General features: G+C 54.7%; 11 protein-coding genes. 5 read left to right on the top strand and 6 right to left on the bottom strand.

Annotated features, from left to right (window positions below; all coding sequences use genetic code 11):
* Positions 1-10 precede the first annotated feature (10 nt).
* From HV311_RS03280 to HV311_RS03270, 3 genes are read right to left on the bottom strand one after another with little or no spacing between them, the layout of a single operon-like run.
* Positions 11-439: a diol dehydratase small subunit gene (locus HV311_RS03280; protein WP_047358662.1), complete on the bottom strand. Its 429-nt coding sequence runs from the start codon at positions 437-439 to the stop codon at positions 11-13.
* A gap of 2 nt (positions 440-441) precedes the next feature.
* The gene (locus HV311_RS03275; RefSeq protein WP_016154579.1) at positions 442-1026 is read right to left on the bottom strand and encodes a propanediol/glycerol family dehydratase medium subunit; all 585 of its coding nucleotides are present in this window, start codon (positions 1024-1026) and stop codon (positions 442-444) included.
* Positions 1027-1037: 11 nt separating this feature from the next.
* Positions 1038-2705 carry a propanediol/glycerol family dehydratase large subunit gene (locus HV311_RS03270; RefSeq protein ID WP_016154580.1) on the bottom strand — a complete coding sequence of 556 codons (1668 nt, stop codon included), beginning with the start codon at positions 2703-2705 and terminating at the stop codon, positions 1038-1040.
* A gap of 391 nt (positions 2706-3096) precedes the next feature.
* Between HV311_RS03270 and HV311_RS03265 the strand changes: the two genes are divergently transcribed.
* The 4 genes from HV311_RS03265 to HV311_RS03250 are packed head-to-tail and all read left to right on the top strand — an operon-like array spanning position 3097 to position 5612.
* Positions 3097-3525, top strand: coding sequence for a GlcG/HbpS family heme-binding protein (locus HV311_RS03265; protein WP_049040241.1), 429 nt, complete (start codon positions 3097-3099; stop codon positions 3523-3525).
* Positions 3526-3547: 22 nt separating this feature from the next.
* The gene (gene dhaT / locus HV311_RS03260; protein WP_191220703.1) at positions 3548-4711 is read left to right on the top strand and encodes a 1,3-propanediol dehydrogenase; all 1164 of its coding nucleotides are present in this window, start codon (positions 3548-3550) and stop codon (positions 4709-4711) included.
* A 16-nt stretch (positions 4712-4727) separates the two neighbouring features.
* On the top strand, positions 4728-5081 hold the full coding sequence (locus HV311_RS03255; protein WP_049040240.1) for a glycerol dehydratase reactivase beta/small subunit family protein: 354 nt from the start codon (positions 4728-4730) through the stop codon (positions 5079-5081).
* Positions 5082-5612 (top strand): cob(I)yrinic acid a,c-diamide adenosyltransferase, encoded by a 531-nt coding sequence (locus tag HV311_RS03250; RefSeq protein WP_016157513.1) that lies wholly within the window; start codon positions 5082-5084, stop codon positions 5610-5612.
* On the opposite strand, the gene dhaR is transcribed toward HV311_RS03250, so the two are convergent.
* Together dhaR and HV311_RS03240 are read right to left on the bottom strand one after the other, a co-directional pair.
* Entirely contained in the window at positions 5590-7515 is a 1926-nt protein-coding gene (gene dhaR, locus HV311_RS03245; protein ID WP_016154585.1) for a dihydroxyacetone kinase operon transcriptional regulator DhaR, read from the bottom strand. The genes HV311_RS03250 and dhaR overlap by 23 nt on opposite strands.
* Before the next feature lie 92 nt (positions 7516-7607).
* The gene (locus HV311_RS03240) at positions 7608-8705 is read right to left on the bottom strand and encodes a glycerol dehydrogenase (protein ID WP_016154586.1); all 1098 of its coding nucleotides are present in this window, start codon (positions 8703-8705) and stop codon (positions 7608-7610) included.
* A gap of 561 nt (positions 8706-9266) precedes the next feature.
* Between HV311_RS03240 and HV311_RS03235 the strand changes: the two genes are divergently transcribed.
* On the top strand, positions 9267-10925 hold the full coding sequence (locus HV311_RS03235; RefSeq protein WP_191220702.1) for a glycerone kinase: 1659 nt from the start codon (positions 9267-9269) through the stop codon (positions 10923-10925).
* A 65-nt stretch (positions 10926-10990) separates the two neighbouring features.
* On the opposite strand, the gene cfa is transcribed toward HV311_RS03235, so the two are convergent.
* Positions 10991-12145 carry a cyclopropane fatty acyl phospholipid synthase gene (gene cfa / locus HV311_RS03230; protein ID WP_019077741.1) on the bottom strand — a complete coding sequence of 385 codons (1155 nt, stop codon included), beginning with the start codon at positions 12143-12145 and terminating at the stop codon, positions 10991-10993.
* Positions 12146-12154 lie beyond the last annotated feature (9 nt).

Here is a 12154-nt window from a genome sequence, read left to right as displayed (position 1 = left end):
ACAACCTCCGTCACTGGCTGCCTTTACGCAGCTTGTTTCTCTGCAGATACACCTCTGCCGACTCGCGGACAAACCCGGCGTTCACCGTGGCATGCCAGGTATGTTCCAGTTCATCGGCAATGGCCTGAAGCTCGGCGAACGAAGAACGAAACGGCCGCAGCGCGTTGTAAATTTCAAGAATACGGGCATCCGGGATTGCTATAAGCTCCGCCGCACGACGGAAATTACGCGCCACGGCGTGACGCTGCATCTGTTCGGCAATCTGCGCCTGGTACTCCAGCGTTTGCTGAGAAATACGCACATCCTGCGGACCTACGCGGCCCGCCAGCACATTCTCAAGGGTAATCTCGGTTAGCGGTTTGCCGGTAGGAGTCTGGATTTTCTCAGGGCAGCGGGTTGCTAATGGATAATCCTGCGCGGTCATGATGTTGTCGTTCATGGTCATTCCCTTACAAGTGCAATATGCAGCGTGACAGGCGCAGCATCCTGCACCACGTGTTTGGTTTCTTTGATATGAAACAGCGCGGCCTTGGCCATAAATTTGGGTCGTACCATCTGGTCATTAACCACTGGCACTGGCGAAGGCGACTCTTTACGTGCATAGCGCGCGGCGTTTTTACCAATCTGGCGATAGGTTTCCAGCGTCAGCAGCGGAGCCTGAGAGAACAGCTCAAGGTTGCTCAGAGGCAGCAGATCGCGCTGATGAATCACCGTGGTTCCTTTCGACTGGATACCAATCCCGATGCCAGAACCGCTGAGATTTGCCGCATCCCATGCCATAAATGAAACATCCGAGGTGCGCAGAATCCTCACCACCCGTGCATGCAGCCCCTCTTCTTCAATGCCGGCAACCAGTTCTTTCAAAATCGCTTTGTGCGGCATATCAATCAATGTTTTGTGCTGATACTTATCAAAGGCCGGGCCGACGCCTATCACGACTTCATCCACGCGTTCGTCCGCTTTAGCCGCCTCGCCTTCACTCACCTGCAAGGTGAAAACCGGCTTACGTTCAGTTGTGCATTCCACTGTGTACCGCCTTATTCGATCGAGCCGGGCTGAACCACGCCCGCAATATTTTTAATTTCCGCCCAACGTTCGGCAGAGATGCGATAGCCGGTGCCGGGTCCCTGATAGTCGTTGATGTCATTAACGGCGCTGACGACGTCGAACTGACGATCCAGAATGGCCGACGTTTGCAGGTAATCACCAGTAACACGCTGCCTCAGCATGTTGAGGATATTGCTGGCGATATCTTCGAAGCCGCTGGAACTCAACGCGCCAACGATATCCAGCCCGGTGATATTGCGCTTCATCATCTCTTCCACGGCAGCCAAATCTTCCACCACATTGCGCGCGGGCATATCTTTGCTGCCGTGAGCGTAAGTGGCGGCCTCCACCTCTTCATCGCTAATCAGCGGCAGGCCCAGTTCGCGGAAAACCGCCTGAATGGCGCGCGCGGCCTTATTGCGGATGGCGATTGTCTCCTCTTCCGTGACCGGACGCAGGCCCCCGTCAACCATCAGATCGCGTTGCAGAATGTTGTAATCATCGAAGTCTTCAGCGTCGAAGTTCGACCCGGCAAACATGTTGTCGTAGTTCGGTACCGCGCTATAGCCGGAGAAGATAAAGTCGGTGCCCGGCAGCATCTGCATCAGGGTGCGAGCAGTACGACGAATATCGGAGTGGGAAAAGGTCTGGTCATTGGCGGAGGCCACTTCAAGGTCGAGCATAGAGGCAATCAGGTTTTCCGCCAGCACCGCGCGAATCCCCGACGGCACAGCGCCGGTCATGCCGATACAGCTGACCGCGCCGTTTTGTAACCCCTGTACGCCCGCGCCTTTGGTGATAAAAATGCAACGCGACTCCAGATAAAGCATCGATTTACTTTCGGAATAGCCCATCAGCGCTTCCGAACCGGTGCCGGAGGTGTAGCGCATCTTCAGACCACGAGAAGCATACGCCGAGGCAAGAAACGCTTTTGACCACGGCGTATCATCGCCATCGGTAAACACCGACTCCGTGCCATATACCGACACCGTTTCGGCGTAGCTGGTTAGCCCGCGCATTCCCAGCTCCAGCTCCGTGGCCTCTTCAACGGAGCATTGCGTCAGCACGCCGGGGCGACCGCATTGGGACCCCACCAGCAGCGCCAGGGCGTTAAACGGCGCATAGCGGGCGATCCCGACCGTTGTTTCCTGTTCGGAAAAACCACGGATCCCCGCTTCAGCAGCGTCGGCAGCAATCTGTACCGGGTTATCTTTCAGGTTGGTCACGTGGCACTGATTGGAGGGGGTGCGTCTGGCGCGCATTTTTTGCAGCGCCATCATCATCTCCACCACGTTCATTTGCGCCATCACCTCCACCGCTTTCGCCGGGGTGATGGCAGTCGTAATGGCAATGATCTCTTCCCGACTGACGTGGATATCCACCAGCATTCTGGCGATCTCCAGCGCGTCGAGCTGCATGGCGCGCTCGGCCTCGGGCACGTTAATCGCGTAATCGGCAATGAACCGGTCAATCATGTCGAACTCGGCGCGGCTCTTGCCGTCCAGCTCAACAATACGACCATTTTCCACCTTCACCGACGAAGCCGGATCGTAAGGGCTTTCCATTGCGATCAGCCCCTCTTCAGGCCATTCGCCAATTAGCCCATCCTGATTTACAGGCCGCTGGGCAAGCACTTCGAATCGTTTTGATCTTCTCATAGTTTATGGACTCAAAAGATAAAAAATAGGGACGCCGGGCCGTATTGCCGGGGACACAACACCCGGCATTCGCCTTTCATCAGCAATAGCCGAACTCTAAATGAGCAGGACAATAAAAAAATAAAATTAATTTCGTTCCAATTTGGTACGTAATAAAAACCCATCGTTTCATATTGAAACGCGACTCAGGAATATTCACCGCGAATTGTGACGAGGTTAAATGATCATTATCAATAAACGCCGCGACAGGAAACTGAAGGTAATATTTTTGAAATTCCCACCCTATTGACTTAATAACGCGGGGCGAGAAAATAAGATAAAGCCAATGATAAAAATAGCTGTTGCGCGATGTTTTCGTGACCTCAGCCCTACAACCTTTTCAGGAGAGACTGTGAATAAGAGCCAACAAATCGCCACCATTACGCTGGCGGCTGCAAAGAAAATGGCGCAGGCCGTCGAGGCTAAAGCGCTTGAAATCAACGTTGCGGTGGTTTTTTCCGTGGTGGATCACGGCGGGAACACGCTGCTAATGCAACGTATGGACGACGCGTTTGTCACCAGCTGTGATATCTCTCTTAATAAAGCTTATACCGCCTGCTGCCTGCGACAGGGTACCCATGAAATTACCGACGCGGTACAACCAGGTGCCTCTCTATATGGCTTGCAGCTCACCAATCAACAACGAATTGTTATTTTTGGCGGCGGTTTACCTGTCATATTAAACGGCAAAGTAATCGGTGCCGTTGGCGTAAGTGGCGGTACCGTCGAACAAGACAGATTATTAGCAGAAACCGCATTGAATTGTTTCTCTGAATTATAATTTAAATCTAAGAAGGTATATTATGAGCTATCGTATGTTTGATTACCTGGTGCCAAATGTGAACTTCTTTGGCCCCAATGCTATTTCCGTGGTCGGCGAACGCTGCAAACTGTTGGGCGGTAAAAAAGCGCTGCTGGTCACTGATAAAGGTCTGCGGGCGATTAAAGACGGCGCGGTAGATAAAACCCTCACACATCTGCGTGAAGCCGGTATTGACGTCGTGGTTTTTGACGGCGTTGAGCCAAACCCCAAAGACACCAACGTGCGCGACGGCCTGGAGGTCTTTCAGAAAGAGCATTGCGACATCATCGTTACCGTTGGCGGCGGTAGCCCGCATGACTGCGGTAAAGGCATCGGTATCGCCGCGACTCACGAAGGGGATCTCTACAGCTATGCCGGGATTGAAACCCTGACCAACCCGCTGCCGCCGATCGTTGCGGTGAATACCACCGCCGGGACCGCCAGCGAAGTCACCCGCCACTGCGTACTGACCAATACCAAAACCAAAGTGAAGTTTGTGATTGTCAGCTGGCGCAACCTGCCGTCGGTCTCTATTAACGATCCGCTGCTGATGCTCGGCAAGCCAGCCCCACTGACTGCGGCCACCGGGATGGACGCCCTGACCCACGCCGTGGAAGCCTACATTTCCAAAGATGCCAACCCGGTCACCGACGCTGCCGCTATCCAGGCGATCCGCCTGATCGCCCGTAACTTGCGCCAGGCCGTGGCGCTGGGCAGCAACCTGAAAGCTCGCGAGAACATGGCCTACGCCTCCCTGCTGGCGGGTATGGCCTTCAACAACGCCAACCTCGGCTACGTTCACGCGATGGCGCATCAGCTTGGCGGTCTTTACGACATGCCGCATGGCGTGGCGAATGCCGTACTGCTGCCGCACGTGGCACGCTATAACCTGATCGCTAACCCGGAAAAATTTGCCGACATCGCAGAGTTTATGGGCGAGAACACGGACGGACTCTCCACCATGGATGCCGCCGAGCTGGCCATTCATGCTATTGCCCGCCTCTCCGCCGACATCGGTATTCCGCAGCATCTGCGCGATCTGGGCGTCAAAGAAGCCGATTTCCCGTATATGGCGGAAATGGCGCTGAAGGACGGCAACGCCTTCTCCAACCCGCGCAAAGGGAACGAGAAAGAAATTGCCGGGATCTTCCGTCAGGCATTCTGATAACGCAGGGGGCGCAATGTCACTTTCATCACCGGGCGTACATCTGTTTTATCACTCACGCTGGCAGGGTACTCGCGTGCTTGATGAGTTGTGTTGGGGGCTGGAAGAGCAAGGCGTTCCCTGCCGGGCAATCTGTTGCGACGATCATGACTGCGCGCTGGCGCTCGGCAAACTGGCGGCCAAAAGTTCGACGCTGCGCGTGGGTCTCGGTCTCAACGCCACCGGTGATATTGCCTTAACCCATGCCCAGTTGCCCGAGGATCGGGCGCTGGTCTGCGGGCATACCCGCGCCGGGACAGCACAGATCCGCACGCTCGGCGCCAATGCCGGTCAACTGGTTAAAGTTCTTCCCTTCAGCGAGATAAAATAAATGTACCGCATCTATACCCGAACCGGCGATAACGGCACGACCGCGCTGTTTGGCGGCAGCCGTATCGATAAAGACGACATCCGCGTTGAGGCCTACGGCACGGTGGATGAACTGATTTCCCAGCTTGGCGTCTGCTATGCCAGCACGCGCCAGGCCGAGCTACGCCAGGAATTGCACGCTATGCAGAAGATGCTGTTCGTACTGGGGGCGGAACTCGCCAGCGATCAGAAAGGACTCACACGCTTAAAACAGCGTATTGGCGAAGAGGATATTCAGGCGCTGGAGCAGCTTATTGACCGCAATATGGCGCAAAGCGGCCCGCTCAAAGAGTTTGTTATTCCGGGGAAAAATCTGGCATCGGCACAACTGCACGTTGCGCGAACCCTGACGCGTCGGCTGGAGCGGATCCTCATCGCGATGGGCAGAACGCTGACGTTACGCGATGAGGCCAGGCGTTATATCAACCGGCTGTCGGATGCGCTGTTCTCGATGGCCAGAATCGAAGAAACTACTCCAGATGTTTGCGCTTAAACTGGCTGGCATCAATGTCGTACTGCTTCATCTTACGCCACAGGGTGGTGCGACCAATATTCAGCAGTTGCGACATCTCCTGAACACGCCCACTGGTCACGCGGGCGGCATGGATAATCGCCTCTTTCTCGATGGCGGTAAAAGTCAGGCTGGCGGGCAGCAGTGAAGATGCCGTCTCCAGACCAGGGCGTTCGGCAAACAGATAATCCGGCAGATTGCTCAGCCGAATATGGCCGTTATCGCTGCTGATGGCGATGTTTTCAATAATGCTGTTCAGCTCAAAATCATTACCCGGCCACGAATAGGCCACCAGTTGTGCCAATGCGTCGTCGTCGATCTTCAGGCTGGATGAAAAGCGTTTTTTCAGGCTATTCAACCGCGTATAAATCAGCGATGGAATACTGTTACGCCGCGCCCGCAGCGGCGGGATTACGATCTCAAAAGAGTGCAGCGCGTAATACAACTGACGGCTAAAGCGGTTTTGCTCCACCAGATTCGCGAGATCAACCGTGGTGGTAGCGATCACTTTGACATCCACCGGAATCAGCCGCCGGGCATCCAGGCGGGTTAAAACGCCCTGCTTAATCACCTGCAGCAGCGCGGATTGTAACTCCGGCGCCAGATATTCAATTTTTTCCAGAAACAGCGTGCCGCCGTTCGCCAGTTCAAGACGGCTCAGCCGCCCGTTTTCATCATCAGTGGGCGCACTGCCCATAAAATCCTGCCCCAGTACGCTGTTGGCATACAACTGGCAGTTCACGGCGATATACGGCCCGCTGGCGCGTTCGCTTTCATTGTGAATGGCCTGACTCAGTAGCTCTTTACCGACGCCCTCTTCCCCGCACAGCAGGATCGGGAAACTTCCCCTCGCCGCCTGACGACCGAAATGGATCAAGCGTCGGGTTTCTGGATCGTCTGTCGACATCTGCTCAAAGGTGTGGCTCACCTTGCCGAGCTGGCTGGTCATCAGCTGACGCATTTGCTCCACCGGATGCAGCAGCAGGATAAAGCTGTTGCCCTGCTCTTCAACAATCGGTTTCAGGGTGATGACGGCATCAACAAACTGGTGCTGGCTTTCAAAGGTGACTTCGACATGATTCAGGCCGCGGGCATGTTTGATCGCCCGACGCAGCAGCATGGGGAGATTGAGCAGGTCGTTAATATTCTTCCCCTGGCTGGCCTGCGCGTCGAGATGCAAAAGCAGCGCCGCGCGCGCATTGAGGAACTGCAATACGCCCTGTTCGTTCCAGGCCATCACGCCATCATCCATACTCTCCAGCAGCCCGTACATCTGGTTCAGATGGCGGTTGGATTCAGCCAGCAGGCTGTCAGTCAGCAATGAGTTGCCGACTTCTCTGGCAATCGCCAGCGTCAGGGATAAATCAGAAACGCACTCATGCTCTACCAGACAGCACAGCGAGATGGAGCCAAACAGTCGACCATGGTTATCGAATACTGGCGTAGAGCAGAACGACCACGGATGCAACGCCTGTTTAAAGTGCTGATCGCCAGAGGTTTTTGTCGGCTGCCCCGGCATCGTCGCCAGCGACAACGCGCAGCTGCCAATAATGCTTTCCGCACAGTAACTGCCGTCGCGAAAACCGAGCTCCGCCAGTTGCTCCACCGTCTGCGGATCGCCGCAACGGCTGAGAATACAGGCCGATTCATCCAGAATTAGCAACGCGCACGGACGGCCGTCCATAAACTCCCAGGCATCTTCCAGCGCGGCCTGAGCAATCGTCAGCAGCGCCGTTTTGCGACGACAGATCGACTCAAAGGTCAGGCCCTGCGCCTGATGCGGCGCCTGCCAGGTTTCCCGCTGCATAAACTTGCTGCAACGATGCCATGACTGGGCAATGACCGAAGAGACTTCCTTCCCAATGTCCTGAGTGTGCGTCGTCATATCCCTTTCCGCTGTTTTACCATAGACAACCCCTCCGGCAGAGACTGTCAGAGGGGGGAGAAGATGCCGGATAAAAACTTACCGACGACTGATTAACGCGCCAGCCACTGCTGTCCCAGCAGGTCTGCCGTCAGTATCGCGGCATGTACGCTCTCAGGCGTCACCGGGAACGGCATATTGTGGATGGTTTCACCTTCTGCGCAGGTCGCTTTGGCTACGGCCATGATCTTGCCGTCAATGTCGTCTTTCACGCCCATTTCCGCTAACGTTACCGGCAGGCCTACTTTCTGACAGAAATTCAGCACGGTTTCGATCTCTTCCATCGGGCTGTTTTGCAGCACCAGCTGCGCCAGCGTACCAAAGGCGACTTTTTCACCGTGGTACAAATGGTGACACTCTTCCAAAATCGTAAAACCGTTGTGGATAGCATGCGCCCCTGCAAGACCGCTGCTTTCAAAGCCGATGCCGCTGAGGTAAGTGTTCGCTTCGACAATACGCTCCAGCGCATCAGTCACCACGCCAGCCTGCGCGGCAAAGCGTGCCTTTTCGCCTTCCGCCAGCAGGGTATCATAGCACAGGCGCGCCAGGCTCAGCGCCGCTACGGTGGACTGTCCGCCCGCCATGCTGGTCGCTCTGGCGTCATAACAGGCTTTCGCTTCAAACCAGGTTGAGAGCGCATCGCCCATCCCGGCCACCAGCAGGCGTACCGGCGCTTTGGCAATGATTGCGGTGTCCATCACCACCATATCCGGGTTTTTCGGGTAGATCAGATACTCTTCAAACTCACCGGCTTCGGTATAGATAACCGACAGCGCGCTGGTTGGCGCATCGGTAGAGGCGATAGTCGGGATCACCACCACCGGTAGCTTCTGGTAGTAACCAATCGCTTTGGCGGTATCCAACGTTTTCCCGCCGCCAATCCCAACCACGCCGCGGCAACCGTGCTGTTTCAGAATGGCAATCAGGCGATTAATTTCAATATGGCTGCATTCACCGTTGAAGCGTTCCGCGTGGCAGCTAATGTCGTGGCTGTGCAGGCCATTGAGTACCTTCTCTCCCGCCAGCTTCATCACGAAGTCATCCGCAATCACGAAAAAGCTGTCCGCCAGATTTTTAGCGTATTGACCAAATAAGGTGGAAGCGTCAGGGCCCTGGAGATATTTGGCTGGAGATTGAATAACTTTTAGCATTCCTTTCATCCTCAAATAAGTACATGTTTTTACATGGTGAGCCCTGGCGTTAACCTGTTTGGCCTGTTGCTGTCGGCAAAAACAGGAGGTACCGGAGCGATGCAATAACTGTATGGCGAGGCGTGAACAAAAAAATCTTTCGTCATTTTGTTCTGATATGAAACAGATAAAAACGACGCACGTTCCATTCTGGAACGCTTATCCACAAAAATGATAAGGTTTGCGATCCCGATCCGTTCATTTACCCCCAAATCTCCAGCAAACACGAAGCTCAGTTCCTCTTTTACTCATGCAGTTATATTAAAACCGGCAAAAAAAGGCTGGCTGCGCCGTATGAGCGGCGCTGATCGCAGGAGAAAAAAGTCGAGCGAGCTCGCATTATGATCATTCCCCGCCTTTTTAAGTTTCATTTCGGAACAAAAAACAACGTCAGCGTTCCGTAATGAAACTCATTTTAGCGTTGTTTTTTTCCACGCTGACTTCGCCAGAATCTCTTCATTGCCTCCGCACCATGATCCTACATTCGGGGGTTTGTCTTTCACTCAACCTCGAGGAGCCGTTATGTCTCAATTCTTTTTTAACCAACGCACCCATCTTGTGAGCGACGTCATCGACGGGGCGATTATCGCCAGCCCATGGAATAACCTGGCGCGTCTGGAAAGCGATCCGGCCATTCGCATCGTGGTCCGTCGTGACCTTAATAAAAATAACGTAGCGGTCATTTCCGGCGGCGGTTCGGGACACGAACCCGCGCACGTTGGGTTTATCGGTAAAGGCATGCTAACCGCTGCGGTCTGCGGCGACGTTTTCGCCTCCCCGAGCGTGGATGCTGTACTGACCGCCATTCAGGCGGTGACCGGTGAGGCTGGCTGTTTGTTGATTGTGAAAAACTACACCGGTGACCGTCTTAATTTTGGTCTCGCCGCCGAGAAGGCGCGTCGCCTTGGCTATAACGTTGAAATGCTGATTGTCGGCGACGACATCTCCCTGCCGGATAACAAACACCCACGTGGCATTGCGGGAACTATCCTGGTGCATAAAATCGCAGGCTATTTTGCCGAACGCGGCTATAACCTCGCCACCGTCCTGCGTGAAGCGCAGTACGCAGCCAGCAACACCTTTAGCCTGGGCGTAGCCCTTTCCAGCTGTCATTTGCCGCAAGAAACCGACGCAGCCCCTCGTCATCATCCGGGTCATGCGGAGCTGGGTATGGGCATTCACGGCGAACCAGGCGCATCGGTTATCGACACCCAAAACAGTGCGCAAGTGGTGAACCTGATGGTGGATAAACTGCTGGCCTCCCTGCCTGAAACCGGTCGTCTGGCGGTGATGATTAATAATCTTGGCGGCGTTTCCGTGGCTGAAATGGCCATCATCACCCGCGAACTCGCCAGCAGCCCGCTGCACTCGCGTATCGACTGGCTAATTGGCCCGGCCTCGCTGGTCACCGCGCTGGATATGAAAGGCTTCTCACTGACGGCCATCGTGCTGGAAGAGAGCATCGAAAAAGCACTGCTCACCGAAGTGGAAACCAGCAACTGGCCGACGCCGGTCCCACCGCGTGAAATCAGCTGCGTAGCGTCATCTCAGCGTAGCGCCCGCGTGGAATTCCAGCCTTCGGCAAACGCCCTGGTGGCCGGGATTGTGGAGCTGGTCACCGCAACCCTTTCCGATCTGGAGACTCATCTGAATGCGCTGGACGCCAAAGTCGGCGATGGCGATACCGGTTCGACCTTTGCCGCCGGCGCGCGTGAAATTGCCAGCCTGCTGCATCGCCAGCAGCTGCCGCTGAATAACCTTGCCACGCTGTTCGCGCTGATTGGCGAACGTCTGACCGTGGTGATGGGCGGTTCCAGCGGTGTGCTGATGTCAATCTTCTTTACCGCCGCCGGGCAGAAACTGGAACAGGGCGCTAACGTTGTCGAAGCGCTAAATACGGGGCTGGCGCAGATGAAGTTCTACGGCGGCGCAGACGAAGGCGATCGCACGATGATTGATGCGCTGCAACCGGCCCTGACCTCGCTGCTCGCACAGCCGAAAAATCTGCAGGCCGCATTCGACGCCGCGCAAGCGGGAGCCGAACGAACCTGTTTGTCGAGCAAAGCCAATGCGGGTCGCGCATCGTATCTGAGCAGCGAAAGCCTGCTCGGAAACATGGACCCCGGCGCGCACGCCGTAGCGATGGTGTTTAAAGCGCTAGCGGAGAGTGAGCTGGGCTAAGATGTAACAAGGAGCGCTTCTCAGGTATTTACTGCCTGATGGCGCTTCGCTTATCAGGCAGAACGTTAACGATACACGCGGATCCCGCCCTCTACGCCGCGACTAAACAGCACCTGCCAAAGTTCAATATCTCTGGCGCGGAAAGCCCCGGCGCAGGCGCATAAATAGTAGTTAAACATTCTTCTGAAGGTGGCGGAATAACGTGATGACAGCTCCGGCCATGCTTGATTAAAGCGCTCGTGCCACGCCATTAGCGTTTTATCGTAATCGCTGCCAAAGTTATGCCAGTCTTCCATCACAAACCGTGATTCGCTGGCTTCGGCAATATGGGAGATCGCCGGTAAGCAGCCGTTCGGGAAAATGTATTTATTGATCCACGGATCGACGCTCATCCCTTTTTTATTGCTACCAATGGTATGTAGCAGGAACAGTCCGTCCGGTTTTAAACAACGGTCGGCGATGCTGAAATAGGTGTCGTAGTTTTTTGGCCCGACGTGTTCAAACATCCCCACGGAGACAATGCGATCGTAGTGTTTATCGAGGTCGCGATAATCCTGCAGCAGAATCTTAACGTCCAGTCCTTCACAGCGCTGCTGCGCCATTTTTTGCTGCTCTTTGGAAATGGTGACGCCTTCCACCGCCACGCCATAATGACGCGCCGCATATTCCGCCAGCCCGCCCCAGCCACAACCAATATCGAGTAAACGCATGCCCGGTTTAAGTTGTAGCTTCTCACAGATCATTTTTAATTTAGCATTTTGCGCATCGTCTAATGTGGTCGCATCTTTCCAGTAAGCGCAGGAATATTGCATATGTGGATCAAGCATCAGCGCAAAGAGATCGTTACCAATATCATAATGTTCTTTGCCGACAATCCACGCGCGGCTCCGCGACTGCAAATTAAACAGGCGTGCGCTGGCAATACGTAAAATATCTTTCAGGTTACCCGGCATCTGCTGGTCAAGTTTTGCTTTCAGGATTTTGCAGAACAGAATATCGAGCCGCTCGCAGTCCCACCAGCCTTCCATATAGCTTTCGCCAAGCCCTAACGAGCCTTGTTGCAGTACCCGTTTAAAGAAACCGGCATGATGAAGTTGAATGTCCCAGGCACGGGAGCCATTAATCCTGATATCCGCTTGCGAAAGCAGCTCTTTTCCCATTCGGGTCCAGTTATCATTTGTTTCATTGACGATGACAGCATCTGAACAAAGCGAGTTCATGGTATTTAC

Source organism: Citrobacter sp. RHBSTW-00881 (genome assembly GCF_013728515.1).
Classification (GTDB): domain Bacteria; phylum Pseudomonadota; class Gammaproteobacteria; order Enterobacterales; family Enterobacteriaceae; genus Citrobacter; species Citrobacter braakii.
This window is presented reverse-complemented; position numbering and strand designations above follow the sequence as displayed.

Excerpts from the sequence above, each read along its gene's own strand:
- HV311_RS03280 (WP_047358662.1), bottom strand. The coding sequence starts at position 439 with ATGAACGACAACATCATGACCGCGCAGGATTATCCATTAGCAACCCGC.
- HV311_RS03270 (WP_016154580.1), bottom strand. The coding sequence starts at position 2,705 with ATGAGAAGATCAAAACGATTCGAAGTGCTTGCCCAGCGGCCTGTAAAT.
- dhaT (WP_191220703.1), top strand. The coding sequence starts at position 3,548 with ATGAGCTATCGTATGTTTGATTACCTGGTGCCAAATGTGAACTTCTTT.
- HV311_RS03255 (WP_049040240.1), top strand. The coding sequence starts at position 4,728 with ATGTCACTTTCATCACCGGGCGTACATCTGTTTTATCACTCACGCTGG.
- HV311_RS03250 (WP_016157513.1), top strand. The coding sequence starts at position 5,082 with ATGTACCGCATCTATACCCGAACCGGCGATAACGGCACGACCGCGCTG.
- dhaR (WP_016154585.1), bottom strand. The coding sequence starts at position 7,515 with ATGACGACGCACACTCAGGACATTGGGAAGGAAGTCTCTTCGGTCATT.
- HV311_RS03240 (WP_016154586.1), bottom strand. The coding sequence starts at position 8,705 with ATGCTAAAAGTTATTCAATCTCCAGCCAAATATCTCCAGGGCCCTGAC.
- HV311_RS03235 (WP_191220702.1), top strand. The coding sequence starts at position 9,267 with ATGTCTCAATTCTTTTTTAACCAACGCACCCATCTTGTGAGCGACGTC.
- cfa (WP_019077741.1), bottom strand. The coding sequence starts at position 12,145 with ATGAACTCGCTTTGTTCAGATGCTGTCATCGTCAATGAAACAAATGAT.